The sequence below is a fragment of the Sporosarcina sp. P26b genome, assembly GCF_002743245.1.
Classification (GTDB): Bacteria; Bacillota; Bacilli; order Bacillales_A; family Planococcaceae; genus Sporosarcina; species Sporosarcina ureae_C.
Map to the genome: position 1 here is coordinate 1 of NZ_PDYW01000019.1, position 17,576 is coordinate 17,576.

14 protein-coding genes are annotated in these 17,576 nt (G+C 44.4%); 1 reads left to right on the forward strand and 13 read right to left on the reverse strand.

All coding sequences use genetic code 11. From position 1 onward, the window contains the following. Window positions 1-135: 135 nt before the first annotated feature. The 9 genes from CSV69_RS13095 to CSV69_RS13135 all read right to left on the reverse strand — a co-directional run bounded on the left by CSV69_RS13095 (window position 136) and on the right by CSV69_RS13135 (window position 12,027). On the reverse strand, window positions 136-576 hold the full coding sequence (locus CSV69_RS13095; protein ID WP_099693640.1) for a BrxA/BrxB family bacilliredoxin: 441 nt from the start codon (window positions 574-576) through the stop codon (window positions 136-138). Window positions 577-692: 116 nt separating this feature from the next. Then, window positions 693-1,742, reverse strand: a complete 1,050-nt coding sequence (gene meaB / locus CSV69_RS13100; RefSeq protein WP_099693665.1) for a methylmalonyl Co-A mutase-associated GTPase MeaB — start codon at window positions 1,740-1,742, stop codon at window positions 693-695. 32 nt (window positions 1,743-1,774) lie between these two features. Beyond that, on the reverse strand, window positions 1,775-3,931 hold the full coding sequence (gene scpA, locus CSV69_RS13105; protein ID WP_099693641.1) for a methylmalonyl-CoA mutase: 2,157 nt from the start codon (window positions 3,929-3,931) through the stop codon (window positions 1,775-1,777). Then, window positions 3,924-5,597: a methylmalonyl-CoA mutase family protein gene (locus tag CSV69_RS13110; RefSeq protein WP_099693642.1), complete on the reverse strand. Its 1,674-nt coding sequence runs from the start codon at window positions 5,595-5,597 to the stop codon at window positions 3,924-3,926. Before CSV69_RS13110 ends, scpA begins: the two co-directional genes overlap by 8 nt. 463 nt (window positions 5,598-6,060) lie before the next feature. Further along, window positions 6,061-7,383 carry a dihydrolipoamide acetyltransferase family protein gene (locus CSV69_RS13115; protein WP_099693643.1) on the reverse strand — a complete coding sequence of 441 codons (1,323 nt, stop codon included), beginning with the start codon at window positions 7,381-7,383 and terminating at the stop codon, window positions 6,061-6,063. Between the two features lie 18 nt (window positions 7,384-7,401). After that, on the reverse strand, window positions 7,402-8,385 hold the full coding sequence (locus CSV69_RS13120; RefSeq protein ID WP_085426122.1) for an alpha-ketoacid dehydrogenase subunit beta: 984 nt from the start codon (window positions 8,383-8,385) through the stop codon (window positions 7,402-7,404). Further along, window positions 8,385-9,389: a thiamine pyrophosphate-dependent dehydrogenase E1 component subunit alpha gene (locus tag CSV69_RS13125; RefSeq protein ID WP_085426121.1), complete on the reverse strand. Its 1,005-nt coding sequence runs from the start codon at window positions 9,387-9,389 to the stop codon at window positions 8,385-8,387. Before CSV69_RS13125 ends, CSV69_RS13120 begins: the two co-directional genes overlap by 1 nt. 13 nt (window positions 9,390-9,402) lie before the next feature. Continuing rightward, window positions 9,403-10,830, reverse strand: coding sequence for a dihydrolipoyl dehydrogenase (lpdA, locus tag CSV69_RS13130; protein WP_099693644.1), 1,428 nt, complete (start codon window positions 10,828-10,830; stop codon window positions 9,403-9,405). A gap of 102 nt (window positions 10,831-10,932) precedes the next feature. After that, window positions 10,933-12,027: a Leu/Phe/Val dehydrogenase gene (locus tag CSV69_RS13135; protein WP_099693645.1), complete on the reverse strand. Its 1,095-nt coding sequence runs from the start codon at window positions 12,025-12,027 to the stop codon at window positions 10,933-10,935. 211 nt (window positions 12,028-12,238) lie between these two features. Between CSV69_RS13135 and CSV69_RS13140 the strand changes: the two genes are divergently transcribed. Further along, entirely contained in the window at window positions 12,239-12,481 is a 243-nt protein-coding gene (locus tag CSV69_RS13140; protein WP_085426118.1) for a DUF2627 domain-containing protein, read from the forward strand. A 19-nt stretch (window positions 12,482-12,500) separates the two neighbouring features. Here CSV69_RS13140 and CSV69_RS13145 read toward each other — a convergent pair whose 3' ends face one another. The 4 genes from CSV69_RS13145 to CSV69_RS13160 form a co-directional block, all read right to left on the reverse strand. Continuing rightward, complete coding sequence (locus CSV69_RS13145; protein WP_099693646.1) at window positions 12,501-13,220, reverse strand: glycerophosphodiester phosphodiesterase; 720 nt, start codon at window positions 13,218-13,220, stop codon at window positions 12,501-12,503. Then, a complete protein-coding gene (locus CSV69_RS13150) occupies window positions 13,213-14,766 on the reverse strand; it encodes a flagellar assembly protein A (RefSeq protein WP_158232676.1) in 1,554 nt (517 codons plus the stop codon). The genes CSV69_RS13145 and CSV69_RS13150 overlap by 8 nt, the downstream gene beginning before the upstream one ends. A 799-nt stretch (window positions 14,767-15,565) precedes the next feature. Then, window positions 15,566-16,360 carry a sporulation transcription factor Spo0A gene (gene spo0A / locus CSV69_RS13155; RefSeq protein ID WP_085426115.1) on the reverse strand — a complete coding sequence of 265 codons (795 nt, stop codon included), beginning with the start codon at window positions 16,358-16,360 and terminating at the stop codon, window positions 15,566-15,568. Window positions 16,361-16,589: 229 nt separating this feature from the next. Next, window positions 16,590-17,543 (reverse strand): SpoIVB peptidase S55 domain-containing protein, encoded by a 954-nt coding sequence (locus CSV69_RS13160; protein ID WP_085426114.1) that lies wholly within the window; start codon window positions 17,541-17,543, stop codon window positions 16,590-16,592. Between the last annotated feature and the right edge of the window lie 33 nt (window positions 17,544-17,576).

Below are 17,576 nucleotides of genomic sequence, written 5' to 3' on the forward strand. Positions count from 1 at the left end.
CCGCTTTTGTTTCATCTAGCTACATGCGCCAGTCTCTCGGATCGCTTCGGTCCTGATTCAAAAGGCAAGTGCGGCCTTTTGCTTCAGGACCTCCAGCGTCTGTCGAGACTAGACGGCGCATTCCGCTTTTGTTTGTTATAGTTCTTCGCAGTGCTCTTCAAACTGTTCTTGAAGATTCACAACTACAGACATTGGATCATGTCCTTCGATTTCGAAACGTCCTACTTCACCGATCAGCTTGCCGTCTTTTAGAAGAGCAAATGATGGAGAGGATGGGATGTGGTCTTCACCGAAGTGCATGCGTGCTTGTGCAGTTGCTTCTTTGTCTTGTCCAGCAAATACCGTCACCAAGTGGTCAGGGCGCTTGTCGTAGTGTACTGCGTGTGCAGCTGCTGGGCGAGCGATTCCGCCGGCACATCCACATACCGAGTTCACCATTACTAACGTCGTACCTGGTTGCTTGAATGCTTCTTCCACGTCCTCAGCTGTTTGCAATTGCTTGTAGCCGCTAGCCTCCATTTCGGATCTCGCTTGGCTAGTCATATCGTTCATGTAAAAATCAAAGTTCATAGTCATTTTACAATATCTCCTCTCTTGGTATATATATTTGTGATAGCGCGTTCAGTTCCGCTATGAAGCTTCCCTAATCATAATTGGCTATCCTCTTTAATCATAGCATATTTACGCAAGAATCAAGAAGAAAACAATCGATCAATTGCCCCCGTCACTGTTAGATGTCCATCTAGCAATTCTTCTTCGAGTACCTTCACCTGCGTTTTACGGCCTTGCTCTGAAAAGAATGAGTCAATCAAGTGATCACGAATCATCGCATGGAACCAATCACGTGTCTGGTGTTGACGTCTTGTATCCCAATGATTCTTATCTTTCATTTCTTGTTCGAACTCCAAAATGGTTTCCCATACCGCTTCCAAGCCTGTTTTTTCTATAGAAGACACCGGTTGTACTTTCGATGTCCATTCAGGAGAAGCCGGTTGGAGCATGTGCATGATCCGTGTATATTCGCGTACTGTCTTTTTGACGAGCGGTTTATTCGCCCCGTCATTCTTATGCACGACGACACCGTCTGTTAGCTCCATGATTCCTTTTTTCATTCCTTGCAGTTCATCACCGGCACCAGTCAGCACGAGCAACATGAAATAATCGACCATGCCCCGGACAATCGTTTCGCCTTGCCCGACTCCGACCGTTTCAATCAAAATCACGTCATACCCTGCCGCTTCGCAAAGCAACATCGTTTCGCGTGATTTCTTATGCACGCCGCCAAGCGTCCCAGCTGACGGAGAAGGGCGGATAAACGCGTTTTTATGCCGCGCCAACTCCTCCATACGAGTCTTGTCACCTAAGATACTTCCGCCAGTCAACGTAGAACTCGGATCAATCGCGAGTACCGCCACTTTATGTCCCATATCCGCCAGCATCAAACCGAATGCCTCGATAAATGTACTTTTCCCTGCACCCGGTACACCCGTAATCCCAATTCGAATACAGTTGCCCGTTTTCGGCAGAAGGCTAGTCAACACTTCCTGACCAACCTCTTTATCACTCGGTTTCGTACTTTCGAGCAACGTAATACCGCGTGCCAAATAAAGACGTGAGCCATTTTCTATTTCCTGCTTCAATACATCCAAATTTTTATGAGATGGATCTTTCTTAACAAAGCGTTTACGGGAAGAGGCAACAAATCCATCGTGAGTGGATTTAATTCCGCGCATCACATGCATTGCTGATTCATCTCGTCCGTTTTGTTTTTCTGTCAATCCGTCACTTCCTCGTAGCCGAGCTGTCGGTAAATCTCCTCAATGACCTTTTGAGCCGCCACTGGAATAACCGTACCTGGGCCAAAGATTGCCGCTGCACCATTCTTGCGCAAGAAATCATAATCCTGTGCCGGAATAACGCCACCTACAACGACTAAAATGTCTTCACGATTGATTTTCTTCAGTTCTTCACGCAATGTCGGAACTAATGTTTTATGACCTGCCGCAAGTGAACTTACACCGATCACGTGCACATCGTTTTCCGCTGCCTGTAGAGCTGTTTCTTCAGGTGTTTGGAATAAAGGACCGATATCGACATCAAATCCTAAGTCAGCAAACGAAGACGCGATTACTTTCGCTCCGCGGTCATGTCCGTCTTGACCCATTTTCGCTACTAAAATACGTGGACGACGGCCTTCATTTTCAAGGAACTCATCGGTCATATCTTTTACTTCTTGGATCTCCTCTTCATTCGAGAAGTTCGCGCTATACACACCACTCACTGAACGGATCACCGCCTTATGTCTACCGGATACGGATTCAATTGCATCCGAGATTTCACCGATTGTTGCGCGCGCTCTTGCTGCGTCTACTGCCAATGCAAGTAAGTTCCCTTCGCCGCTCTTAGCCGCTTCTGTGATGGCTGTAAGCGTTGCCTGAACTACTTTTTCATCCCGCTTGTCTTTCATATCGTTAATGCGGTCAATTTGCTTCTGGCGTACCATCGTATTATCGATATCGAGAATATCAATCGCATCTTCCGTATCGAGACGATATTTATTCACACCGACAATCGTTTCCGCTTTGGAATCAATTTTCGCTTGGCGCTTCGCCGCAGCTTCTTCAATTTTCATTTTCGGCAAGCCGGTTTCAATCGCTTCTGCCATACCACCGAGCGACTCGATTTCTCCAATTAATCCCCATGCTTTCTCCATTAACTCTTCCGTTAACTTCTCCACATAGTACGAACCGCCCCAAGGATCGATTACTTTCGTCATCATCGTCTCTTCTTGTAAGAACAACTGCGTGTTCCGTGCAATACGAGCCGAGAAATCTGTCGGTAATGCGATTGCTTCATCCAATGCGTTCGTGTGCAATGACTGCGTGTGACCCATAGATGATGCGTTAGCTTCGACCAATGTTCGCGTTACGTTGTTGAATGGATCTTGCTCCGTCAAACTCCAGCCTGACGTTTGAGAATGCGTACGTAATGCAAGTGTCTTCGGATTTTTCGGTTCAAATGACTGCATCATCTGCGCCCAAATTTTCCGTGCCGCTCTCATTTTTGCTATTTCCATATAATAGTTCATGCCGATTGCCCAGAAGAATGACAAACGTGGTGCGAATGAATCGATATCTATTCCCGCCTTTAAGCCAGTACGAACATATTCCAAGCCGTCTGCAAGTGTATACGCCAGCTCGATATCCGCTGTCGCTCCCGCTTCTTGCATATGGTAACCCGAGATCGAAATCGAGTTAAATTTCGGCATGTTTTCAGATGTATACGAGAAAATATCCGCAATGATCCGCATCGACATAGCCGGTGGGAAGATGTACGTATTACGTACCATATACTCTTTTAGAATATCATTTTGGATAGTACCTGAAAGCTTTTCAGGCGCCACTCCCGACTCTTCAGCTGCCACAATATAGAACGCCATGATCGGCAGAACCGCACCGTTCATCGTCATTGATACCGACATTTGATCAAGTGGAATACCTGCGAATAAAATCTTCATATCTTCAATAGAATCAATGGCAACTCCCGCTTTACCTACGTCACCCGTTACACGAGGATGATCGGAGTCATACCCTCGGTGAGTCGCAAGGTCAAACGCAACAGAAAGTCCCTTTTGCCCCATCGCCAAGTTCCGACGGTAAAACGCGTTACTTTCTTCCGCTGTAGAGAAACCAGCATACTGACGAACCGTCCAAGGACGTGCCACGTACATCGTCGGATACGGTCCGCGTGTGTTCGGTGCAATACCAGGGAAGTCTTTCAAATGCTCAGTGTTTTCAATGTCCTTTGCTGTATAGACAGGCGCTACATTGATTCCTTCATTCGTTAAAAAATTCTCTTTTGACGAAGTTTGCTGTGAGAGTTCATTGAGTGATTGTTCTATATTGACTTTACGGAAATCAGGTTTACTCAACGGAACGGCCTCCTTTTGTTTGCATAATAATAGAATTCAATTTTTCGATCTTGTCTTGTCCTGCAAAAATGAAACCATTCAGTCCATTTGCAAGCCACTGATCTGCTGTTTCTGCTGGATATTTCCCTGCTGTATCAATTGGACAATTCCCTTTATACGAAGCGAGGAAGTTCGTTACCGCTTCTCCTGTGTCTGCAGCGGACGCACAAATTACCGCATAATCCGGCTGTTGTTCTTCGATCCAACTGAGCGCTTGTTCGTTCGTCTCGAAAGAAGGGCTCCACGTCGCTTCGATCCCGCCAACTGCCAAAAATCCGCTGACGAAATCTGCGCGTGGTTTATAATCTTTCAACGCGCCAAAGTTTAGTAAGACCGTTTTCGGTAATTCTTCTTTCTGTTTAGAACGTATATTTTCAAATGGCACTGCCAATCGTTTGGAAACTGTTACGGTAGATTCGTTCGCATAATTTACATCCGTCAATTCTGCATAGACATTCGTACCGATCAACGTCTTCTTACCTGTCGCCATTTCTTTCTGACGCTGCGCGTAAAGCTTGCTTAATTCACCAGACTGCAAGAACGCTTGATAACCGCCATTCTCTTCAATCTCTAAGAACTTCGCCCATGATTTACGAATTAATTCTGTCGTCAACGACTCGATATAGTATGAACCGCCTGCAGGATCAAGAACTTGATCGATATGTGTCTCTTCCTTCAGAATCAACTGAATATTGCGTGCGTAACGATTCGAACTTGGAGACGTACCTGTCAATACGTCGTGTGGCAATACCGTCAACCAATCTGCGCCGCCTAAAATAGCCGCGAATGCAGAGTTGCCGCCACGTAATAAGTTTACATATGGATCGAGCTTCGAGTAGGAGCGCAGTGAAGTAATCCCAAGTAAAGGTACTTGTTTGGCATTTTCCACTCCATAGGCTTCATTAAATAACTTCCACAACACCCGGAATGCACGGAACTTTGCGATTTCCATGAAAAAATGTGTATCCGAAGCAAATCGTGCATAGAAGTCGTTTGTAAATTCTTCAAATGAAGAAGCTTCATCCGCTAGTTCAGCTGCGAGTGATAGTGATAACGCAAGTTCAGTGACCGCGTCTGCACCTTCGTGATGCGCTGTCCATAAATCGGCACCTTTCGTACGAACTCCTGGGAATCCTTCAGGTAGTACCGGGACTGCACTAATGCATATTCCAGTAACGTCTTGACGCTTCGATTCTTCTATATATCTGAAGGCTTGCAAGATTGGATCATCGCTTTGCACTTCAGTGAATAAAATCGGATATTGCGTGATCAACTCTGCTACTTGTTTGATGTCCTGCTCCGTCCAGACTAAAGATTTTAGTCCGTTGTAAGCAATGGCTTCATTGCCGCGTGCCAATGATTCCTTCATCTGTTGCACAAACTGTTCCCCATTTGTTGCACTTACAGGTTGTGCGATCGTCCAGCCAAATGCAGGCTTGGTTACGCGTGAGACCTCTAATTGATCGAGGTCCTCTTTTGTGTAAAGCGGATTGAGTTCAATGCCCTCGATTGTTTTAGTGTATAACGATTCAAAAGGCTTCCCTTTGAGTGATAGAACAGCCGCTTCTTTCCATTCGGAAAAGTTTGGGGCTGTGAATGTAAATGTTTTCATATTATGTATAGGCATAATGGTGCTCCTTCCCCTTTTTTAAACCATCAATAATTCTAGTGTACCGTAGTGTCGGTTATGAAGGAAGAGGAAAATCAGAAGTTTCCGTCTAATTTTTCATAACCATACAAATTTATGACATTTTATGCATGGGATAGCTGGCAGAGTTTTGGGGTAGGGATTGGCACTTCGGAGGGGATGCTTACCTAGAGGACTCGCGCTCCAATCCTTGTCAATGTAAGTGGATGATGTTTTCGTTATGCATTAAAATAAGTGTTGTAATGAAATTTTAACTTCTGTACTTGAACTTAAATAAGTCCAGACTAACATTAGTTCGCACACTAGCTACAGTAAGTGATATAAGTGCCTCCACTATCCCTTCATACACACAAACTTACTCCCCCCTGTTTTTTTCAAAACTAATCTTTTATTACTAGACAAAAAAAACAACCCCCAAACCAAGTTTGGAGGTCGCTACTTATTAATATACTGAAGTCTTATCTTTCGCCATGCCTTCCAACAACTCTTTCACACGCGCTAGGAAACGTCCGCAAACGAGGCCGTCTAGCACACGGTGATCAAGTGACAGACACAGATTCACCATATCACGCGCAGCCATCATGCCATTGTCCATTATAACCGGACGCTTGACGATCGACTCCACCTGCAAAATAGCAGCTTGCGGATAATTGATAATCCCCATCGACTGGACAGAACCAAATGAGCCCGTATTGTTGACAGTGAACGTGCCGCCTTGCATTTCCGTCGATTTCAACTTACCATTACGTACTTTCCCTGCCAGCTCGTGAATTTCACGACCGATTCCTTTGATCGTCTTTTCATCGGTTTCTTTGATGACTGGAACGAATAACGCATCGTCCGTTGCCACCGCAATCGAGATGTTGATATCCTTTTTCATGACGATCGAATCGCCCGCCCACATCGAGTTCATTTCTGGATATTCTTTCAAAGCTTGCGAAATAGCTTTGATGAAAAATGCGAAGTACGTCAAATTGAAGCCTTCTTTTTCTTTGAATTCCTTCTTTATACTATCACGCAATAAGACGAGTTCTGTGACATCCACTTCTATCATCATCCATGCATGTGGCGCTTCGGTTACGGAACGAACCATATTATTCGCAATCGCGCGGCGTACACTCGTTACCGGAATAGCGATATCTCCGTTTTCAAGCTTAACGTTCGACGAAGCTGGTTGTTCAGTTACCTTTTTATCGGACGATGCAACTTCTTGTAGCGGCTCTTCTTGAGCAGGAGTCTCTTGTGGCGCTACTTGTAAGTCTGCCCCGCCGTTTTCAATAAACGCCAGAATATCTTTTCGCGTAATGCGTCCTTCACGACCCGTACCACTTACTTGCGACAAATCAATACCGTTTTCCTGAGACAACTTTAATACAGCTGGAGAATATCTACCCGCTGCTTTACCGCCAGTCGCAGGTTGTGCAGGCTTTGCTTTTGGCGCTTGCTGTACGGGCTTCCCAGCCGGTTTTTCAACTGGAGCTTCTACTTCAGGTGCAGAGACGCGCACTGGCTCGTTTGACGCACCTTCAATTTCAATTAAACAAACCGTTTCCCCCACTTCAATCGTGTCGCCTTCTTTTGCGATGATTTCCGTGATGGTGCCTGTGAATGAAGAAGGTACTTCCGCTGTAACTTTATCAGTCGTTACTTCTGCAAGTGAATCATATTTAGCTACCTTATCACCGGGAGCGACGAGCCATTTTTCAATGGTTCCTTCTGTAACACTTTCACCCAGTTTCGGCATAGTAATTTTTTCAATGCCCATTTCGTTACGCCTCCTTAGTTAAAATTCCGCTAAATCCCTTGCTGCCTTTTCGACCTTTTCAGGATTCATCATAAAGAACTTTTCCATAGAAGGGGCATATGGCATCGCAGGTACATCAGGTCCTGCTAGTCGTTTGATTGGCGCATCCAATTCAAATAAACAATTTTCTGCAATGATAGCGGAAACTTCACTCATGATGCTGCCTTCTAGGTTGTCTTCTGTCACTAATAGCACTTTACCAGTTTTTGAAGCCGCTTCGATAATACTTTCTTTATCTAATGGATACACCGTACGCAAGTCGAGAATGTGAACAGAGATCCCGTCTTCAGCCAATCGTTCTGCAGCTTGTAGTGCAAAATGAACGCACAGACCATACGTAATAATCGTGAGATCATCACCTTCACGCTTCACATCCGCTTTACCGATCTCCAATACATAATCATCGTCCGGTACTTCCCCTTTAATCAGGCGATACGCTCGCTTATGTTCAAAGAACAATACGGGATCTTCATCGCGTACTGCTGCTTTTAGCAAGCCTTTTGCGTCGTAAGGTGTGGATGGGATGACAATTTTCAAGCCAGGTGTCGAAGCAAACATCGATTCGACAGACTGCGAGTGATAAAGAGCACCGTGAACGCCCCCACCGAATGGAGCACGAATCACGATTGGACACGTGAAATCATTATTCGAACGATAACGAATCTTCGCGGCTTCTGAGACGATTTGATTGACCGCCGGCATGATGAAATCAGCAAACTGCATTTCTGCGATTGGACGCATACCGTACATCGCAGCCCCAATCGCCACACCTGCAATTGCAGACTCAGCTAATGGCGTATCTAGCGAACGGTATTCGCCGAACTGATCGTATAGACCAGTTGTTGCCTTGAACACGCCGCCTTTACGTCCGACGTCTTCACCAAGAACGAATACTTGATCATCGCGTTCCATTTCTTCTCTCATTGCCATGTTGATCGCATCTATAAATGAACGATTGGCCATTATGCTTCGCCTCCCTTTTCTTCATAGACATGGCGCAGTGCATGTTCAGGCTTCGCATATTCCGCCTGTTCCGCATACTCTGTCGCTTCATCGACCTGTTGTTTCACACGTTCTTCAATCTCCTCAAACTTCTCTTCCGTCAAAACATTTACTTCTTGCAAATATTGAATGAATGACAATAACGGATCGTTTTTCTTTTCGTCTTCCAACTCTTCTGCATCACGGTATTGACGTTGATCATCATCAGAAGAGTGCGCCGTCAATCGATAACATACCGCTTCAACCAACGTTGGCCCGTCACCGTTTCTAGCTCGATCCGCAGCCTCTTTCACCACTTCATACACTGTCAACGGATCGCGTCCGTCTACTGTATAGCCCGGCATACCGTAACCAATCGCACGGTCAGAGACATTTTCACACGCTATTTGTTTTTCTATAGGTACAGAGATTGCATATTTATTATTTTCCACCATAATTACAGTCGGTAATTTATGCACACCCGCAAAGTTCATGCCTTCATGGAAATCTCCTTGATTGGAAGAACCTTCTCCAAGAGTCACGAACGTGATGAAATCTTGTTTATTCATTTTCGCGGCTAATGCTACGCCGACAGCATGTGGTAATTGTGTTGTAACAGGTGAAGATCCTGTCAAGATACGATTCTTGCGTTGGCCAAAGTGACCTGGCATCTGCCGTCCGCCGGAGTTCGGATCTTCTGCTTTGGCAAAAGCCGATAACATCAATTCTTTCGGCGTCATGCCGAAATGCAAGACAACTCCCATATCGCGGTAATACGGTGCGATCCAATCTTTTTCGTTATTGAGAGCGAATGAAGCCCCTACTTGCGCAGCTTCCTGTCCTTGACAAGAAATGACGAATGGAATTTTCCCCGCGCGATTCAGTAACCACATTCTCTCATCTAAACGACGTGCCATCAGCATCGTCTCGTACATCTGTAACACATCTTCATCTGTCAAACCCAATTCAATATGCCGATTACTCATTCCACTTCCTCCTTTACATGTGAATGGCTAGCCCTTCAACTGCTAATGCCGCTTCACTGAACGCTTCTGATAATGTCGGGTGCGGATGGACAGCCGAGGATATTTCCCAAGGAATTGCATTCATCACCATCGCCAAGCCCGCTTCAGAAATTAAATCCGTTACATGCGAACCCATCATATGGACACCGATAATATCATCTGTCTGCTCGTCCACAATAATTTTGACGAAACCATCTGCGTGACCGTTAACCAATGCTTTGCCGTTTGCTTTGAACGGAAACTTGCCGATTTTCACATCGAACCCTTGATCTTTCGCTTGTTGCTCCGTCAAGCCAACTGCCGCCGTTTCAGGATACGAATAAACACAGCGTGGTACCAGATCATAATTCATCGGATCTAGTCGTTTTCCAGCAATATGTTCGATTGCGTGCAATCCTTCGTGTTCTGCCACATGTGCCAGTTGAAGTCCACCAATCACGTCACCGATTGCATATATATGGTCATCTTTTGTTTGATAATGTGTATTCGTTTGAATCGAGCCCTTATCGACTTGAATATCTGTGTTTTGCAAACCAATATCTTGGATAACTGGAGCGCGTCCAACAGACACCATCATTTTCTCACTCGTGATAGATTGCTCTTCATCACCGAGTTTATAGGAAATCGTCACGTCACTATCATTTTTCTGCAATGAATCTGTTAAAATCTCTGCACCTAAAATGAATTTCACACCACGCTTTTTAAGCGCTTTATGCATAGCAACTGCAACTTCTTTATCCTCCGTCGCTAGTATCTCGTCAAGACGATCGAGCACTGTTACATCCACACCGAAATCTGCTAGCATAGACGCCCATTCAATACCGATGACGCCTCCGCCGATGATCGTAATTGAAGATGGAAGCGCATTCATTAATAAAGCTCCGTCGGATGTCATTACGGATTTCTCGTCCACTTCGAGTCCTGGTAATGATCTTGGTTTCGATCCAGTTGCAATTATGAGGTTTTTAAGAATTAGAATCTCATTCTCTTCACCATTGTCCATTTCCACGGAAATAGTTCCAGGCATTGGAGAAAAAATAGAAGCCCCTAGTATTCTACCCGTTCCATGATAGACATCGATCTTTCCTTTTTTCATCAAGCCTTCAATTCCTGCATGCAATTGATCAACAATTTTACCTTTACGTTTTTGTACTTGTGAGAAGTCCAGTGAAACGTCACCTGTATTCACGCCAAATTCATTCGCCTCTTCACGTGTCACGCGATAGACTTCCGCACTTTTCAGCATCGCTTTACTCGGAATACACCCGCTGTGCAAACACGTACCGCCGAGCTTGGATTTTTCTACAATGGCTGTTGTCAAACCTAGTTGTGCCGCGCGAATGGCCGCAACATATCCGCCAGTTCCCCCGCCTAAAATTACTACATCATATTCTTTACTCAACGCAAAGGACTCCTTTCGCTTACAGCATTTACATAAAAATGAACAGGCGAGTGAAGCGGTGGGCAGGTATCTCCCGCCTACCGCTATGACTCTTCCTGTAACTTACTTATTTGATATAATACTTTTTTCACTGCGCAAGAATGTGCTTCTTGTTGCGCCAACTCTTGCAATTCTCTCTTCTGCCAAACGGTCAGCAGCCTGATAGGATGGAATACCGTCGCGTTTAGAGATAGCAAAAATCTTTAAGATTGTGTCGTAAATTCCTTCTACACGCTTTAGTGCACGCGCTTTATTGTAGCCGATCAATTCGTCAGCTACGTTGATCACGCCGCCTGAGTTGATAACGTAATCTGGAGCATAGACGATCCCCATTTCATGCAAGCGATCACCGTGCTCTGGCTCTTTCAATTGGTTATTGGCAGAACCTGCAACTACTTTTACTTTCAGTTGTGGAATCGTTTCGTCATTGATGACCGCACCGAGAGCACATGGAGCAAAAATATCAGCTTCTTGTGAATAAATATCGTCCGGCGCAACAGCTGTTGCACCAAATGCGTCTACTGCACGCTGTATTGCTGCTTCATTGATGTCCGTAACGATAAGCTTTGCGCCTTCAGCATGCAAGTACTCACACATTGTGTAGGCTACGTTTCCAACGCCTTGAACTGCGATCGTTTTGCCTTCAAGTGAATCATCGCCAAATGCTTCTTTCGCAGCGGCTTTCATTCCTTTGTAGATACCGAGTGCAGTAACGGGGGATGGATTTCCTGAAGTACCTTCTCCTGAAGAGATACCTGTAACAAAATTTGTTTCCAAGTGGATCATGTCCATATCGTATTCAGTTGTCCCTACGTCTTCTGCTGTAATATATCGTCCGTTTAGACCTTCTATGTAACGACCCAATGCACGGAAAAGCTCATCGTTTTTATCTGTTTTAGGATCTCCAATAATAACTGTCTTTCCGCCACCAAGGTTCAAACCAGCCGCAGCGTTCTTGTACGTCATGCCTTTAGCTAAACGCAATGCATCTTCAATAGCTGCGTCTTCGCTTGCATATGTCCACATGCGTGCGCCACCAAGTGCTGGTCCAAGCGTCGTATCGTGAATCGCGATTACTGCTTTCAATCCGGATGTCTTGTCGTAACAAAGTACCAGTTGCTCATAGTCGTGATCTTCCATGTACGTAAATAATTCCATCAATATCCCTCCAGGCTAGTAAAAGACTTTAAAGATTCGTGCGTATGGTACTGATTCTAAATTTCTTGTGGCGAGAATGCAACTCTGACACATTTTGGACATCATTCTCACGGGGTGTTTATAAACCATCTACCTATATCGTACATGATGGCAGAGTCCTTGACAATCTATGACCACACGGTAAAATTAAATAAGTAAGGGGTTGAATCATATGGTGCGTCTTGCTGCGTTTATTGTGCTGTTAATTCCAGGGATTGCAGCGGCTCTGGGAATAAAACTAATGCGTGATTCCTTGTTCGGCCATTTATTTTCGCCATTCCCATTCATTTGGATGCAATTTTTAGGCGGATTCATACTATTTGCCGCGGGTCTTGGATTTTTTGCTGGCTTCTTATTGCGCCGCGATCGTAGAAGTGGACGAGCAGCTGACAGATTTAAAAAGGACTTGAAATAAAAGGACCAAGGTACAGCAGTTACCTTGGCCCTTTTATTTTTTTGCGGACACGTTTAGGATAATCTGTAATCCAACCTGTTACTTCAGGTGTCTCGGATAAGAACGATTCCGTCCCCGTTATTCCATACATCCGCAACGTCTTTCCACTTTCAATCAAGTGACTTTTATACGGGTCTTTCCATAATCGCTTATGAAAATGAAATGCATCCACATCATACGAAGCAAGATTCTGCCAGTCGACCGATTTTTTTCGAAGTAATAAAGCAGTCTCCACGTTACGATCCAGTTCTTTTACTAAACGCATTGTTTCATAATCGAAGGATGAAAGATGTACGGCTGATAACGGTTCTACGTAATGAAGTATTTGTTCTAGTACAGCAGCTTGCCCGTACACCGTTTCCTTTAATTCGACATTTAGTGCTAAGTTATGCTCCGCACAGAAAGAAACCACATCAAATAACGCAGGGATGGAATGGCCAAACATTCGGCGATATCCGCTTTTGCCAATTTTGATGTGTTGCAGTTCCTGCGATGTCAATTGATCAATGCGCTGGTCAATCCCAGCAAGACGCAATAACTCATTATCGTGAATAACGACCAGTTGTCCGTCCTTGGTCTGTTGAACATCCAATTCAATTCCATCCGCACCTTTTTGTACGGCTCCCCAAAATGCACGCATCGTATTTTCGAAATAATTTCCAGAAGCACCGCGGTGGGCAAAAATTTGACTGTCAGACATTCAATACTCCTTCGCTCGTTAATTCGAAAACGCCTTTCGTTATACGATTCAACATACTAACTTTTCCACCTATTACTATCTGTACGCCCGGATGTGCCTCGCGTGTGATTTCTATTTTAGGTGTGCTAGCTACTTGCACGAGCTGCAACTTATTTTTAACTGTTTGATCGAGCGACATAATTTGTTGTTGCTTTGCTTGCAAAGTCTTTTCTAGCATGTCAAACTGGCCTTCCGGTAGACTTGCTTTGATACTTGACATTTTATCAAGCGTCAGCCGGATTTTCTTCAGTTCTTCGTGCTCCGTTTTTAGCTTTTCTGCCAATTGTTGAATTTCTTCGAGCTCTAGTTCTTTATTAACCCCTTTGACAATCAGTTTCGTCAAACGCTCAGAGTTATTTCCGACCGTTGCACATTCGATAGAAAATAATGCCTCCGCAAGACCACCGATGATGCGGCCTTTATGTTTATCGACACAAATATGGTTCCCGTATAGTTCAGAGCCAAGTGAATAGAGACCGACATTGACTTGCTCTCCATAGATTTTACAATTATTCGCATGTTTCACGAATACGTTTTTCTTTGCCTTGATAATCGTTTCTCCTCCACCGAACACGCCGCCTTTAATATAGACATCGCCCTCTTCAGAATAGATTTCCTTGGCGTTTGTCACGCCTTCTTTTCCTTCGATGGAAATATCCCCTGTCGCATTGACAGAAAAGCCAGCTGAGACTGTTCCCATTACACGCACAGATCCGTCAAATGTAATTGAACCCGTTTTGGTACCTACATCATCCGGAATGATTAGTTGCTTACCGACACTGATTGCACCGTTCAGTTCTTCCAAGGCACCGCCATGTAAAGCACGCAAGACGATCTTTCCGTCTTCTTCAAACTCTCCGACCGATTTACGGTCATAGACCAATTTAATGTCCTCGCCTTTTTTAGCCGCTATCGGTTCACCAAAAACGTTATGACCTTCAAATCCTTCTTTAGCAGGCGTCTTTTCCCCTAACCATTCATCTTTCGCAATCGATGTCACGAAGTTCAGTTCATAGTGATCGACAGAACCGTCCTCACGAAGATTCGGTTTACGGTCCGGCATCGTGATATACTCGACTTGTGCGCTCTCCCCTTTAACGGGTTCTTTGCCTACTGCAATAACCATCGGATTACTTGGTAGATACGCCAAGCCAAGCAGACTCTCTTTGTCATAGTTTACTTCTTTTTGGTCAAGCAATTCTTCAGCTTGTTTCAAAAATTGTTCCTTATCTTTAAGAAACTCTTCGTTTGTTGCATGAATATACAGTTCCACCTTCATTTTGCTTGGTGATATATATACTTCACAAGGAGCGGAGTACGTGCCGATCTCATGCACGCCCACCGTTTGAAGAGCTTTCATCAGCTCCTTGAATGAGTTCAGTTTCAGCCTAGGAATATCGGCAGCCAGCGCGTCAAATGACTTTAGTGGATATCCCGCTTTTTTGGTATTCATCATGATAGTATTGTTCACTTCTAGAAGATCAAAGTAATCATTCTCTACTAACAACGAAATCCCTCCCTCTTTATTTACTAGTATAGAAGATACCAGCGCGCTAGAGATAGCACTTTTTGCGTTTAACCCATGTAAATAAGCCATTCCTCACAGCATTCGCTCTTTTTCATTGTGCTATATAAAAATACTGACTTTATTCCTAGATTCGCTTATTGCATAGTTTAGGTCAAGATCAAATACTTAAAAGAGGTGAGTTACTTAGTAAGTACGATGGGATGGAAGCTCCAGCTGGCGGACGCTTTCCCATAGGCTCTCGGTGAGCCAAACAGGTCGCAAGCTCCCTTTTGGTTGTCTCTCCTTTCGAGCTGATCCTGCGGGAAGAGCCGTAACGAAGGACGGCTTTTGCGAGTACAAGCGAAGCGTTAGGAGCACATCCTTGCACTTCGCCGCCAGCTTCCGCTTCCATCCTACATTGATAGTGGTAGTACTTATATAACTCACTGTAGGTAGTATGTGAATTATTGTTCTGTTTTAACTTCTTTAGATCCAAGTCCTACAGTTCAAAATCGATTACAACACTTATTTTAATGCGCAACAAAAAGTATCTTCTACTTACAATGCAAGGGATTGTAGCGTAGGAGGGGCGACTCCGAGAGGATCAGCGGGACAGGTGAAACACCCGCCGGAGCGCAGCGCAGGGGTGTGGTTCACCGCCCGCCCTCCGGAACGCGTCCCCTCCGAAGCGCAAATCCCCTACCCCAACACATTACACTCCTCAACCTCAACAAATGAAAACCAACTAACACACCCGATTAGTTGGTTTACGTCATTCCTTATTTATTTTTTCACTACGTTAGCTCACCATATGCTCCAAACGGATCTTATCCGCAATCATTGCAATGAACTCGCTATTCGTCGGCTTGCTCTTCAAATGATGCACCGTATAACCGAACGTCTTCGAAATCAAGTCATAATTTCCACGGTTCCACGCCACTTCAATCGCATGGCGAATCGCCCGTTCGACGCGAGACGGTGTCGTATTGTACTTCTTCGCGATATCCGGATACAGAATCTTCGTGACGGAACCAAGCAATTCCACATCACTATACACCATCTGTATGCCTTCGCGTAAAAACGCGTAACCTTTAATGTGAGCGGGCACGCCGATTTCTTTGATCATCGACGTAATCGCAGTATCGAGTACCTTTTGCGTCACGACACCTGTTTGCTGTGGAGATTCCTGCACGACAAACGTAGGCATAGTATTCTTCGGTTTTCCAGCTGCCTTGAAGATTTGTCCGATCAGTCGGTCGAATTCGAAAGGCTTTAACATGAAATACGAAGCGCCAAGAGTTGCGGCTTGTGACATAACATTTTCCTGTCCAAATGCCGTCAACATCATGATTTGCATATCCCCCATTTTATTCGTCTCATTCAACGTCTCCAGCACCCCAATACCGTCAAGATGTGGCATGATAATATCCAACAATAAAATGTCAGGACGCTCTTCTTCTAACATTGTCAAGCACACTTGCCCATTATTCGCTGTCCAAATTACCTCTATTTCGTCGTGCTTTTCAAAATAAGACATCATCGTTTTCACAAGTTCTTTATTATCGTCAGCAATTGCCACTTTCACTTTTTCCATTACCCATTCCCCCTGATTTAAGATCGGCGATACATTTCGTTTTCCCGCTGTTTTTCTCTTATTATCGTAAGTCATATTTTTGGTAATTACTACTTTATCTTAAAAATTTGGATGAAATGTTACTTATGAACGATGCTTTCTACCTATTTCGACTTTCTTCGCTTTTCTTCGTATCGAACACATATACGAAAAAACAGCCTGTGCATTTTTACGCACAGGCTGCTTTTTTTTACTTTTCATTTGTTCGCATCGTTTTCAGGAAAAGCGCGGCCCCTTTTTCCGGCTCGTCCACAAACATATGCGTAATGGCTCCGACAAATTTACCGCTTTGGATAATGGGGCTCCCGCTCATTCCTTGCAAGATCCCACCCGTCTTACTCAGTAATTTTTTGTCAGTTACTTGGATTTGGAATTGTTCTTCTTCTATCTTCGTAATTTGGATGGTGAATTTCTCTACAGTAGAACCTTCCACCGTAGTAAATATTTCCGCTGGACCGATCATCAATTCAAACGGCTGCATAATTTCAAGGGGTTCAGCCAATACTTTATTGTATGCATTTTTCCAATTACCAAATATTCCATACACATTATTGATTTGAATATTTCCGAGGAACTTATTCTGATCAATAATGGAAGAAATTTTATATCCCGGAAATCCTGGAGAACTTTTCTTAATTTGACTAATTTCCGATAAATAAATGGCGCCTTTTTCAAACGGCGGAGCAGACTGTAACGTACTATCAATGATCTGGTGTCCCAGCGCTCCGTATGTTCCACTTTTCGGGTCGACGTAAGTTAATGTGCCGGTACCTTCCGTTCGGTCCTTAAGGAAGGGTGTGGCGCGCTTAATGAGCGACCGATCTGCTTGAATGGTTTCGTGTTTACCATTTCGCAAAATGTCGAGCATCATCGTAGCGCTGTCCTTTTGCACAGCACGTTCAAAATTAACAAGTTGCTTCATATCGTTACCGTTCAATTGGCGAATAATATCGCCTTTTTTCAGCCATTCCTGCTGATCAATCTTAACGTCACTCGTTACATAAATCCCGCTCAAATCCATTTGAATACCAATGGAGTCTCCCATTGGAATGAGCGTTTCTTCTTCGGCTAATGAAATTCCAGGCACAAGGCAGAGCATCAAGACAAGAGCTAAAAGTGTTTTGAAAGATTTATTCCATCCCATGTTTCACCTCCTCAACGAAAGATACCTTTGGTA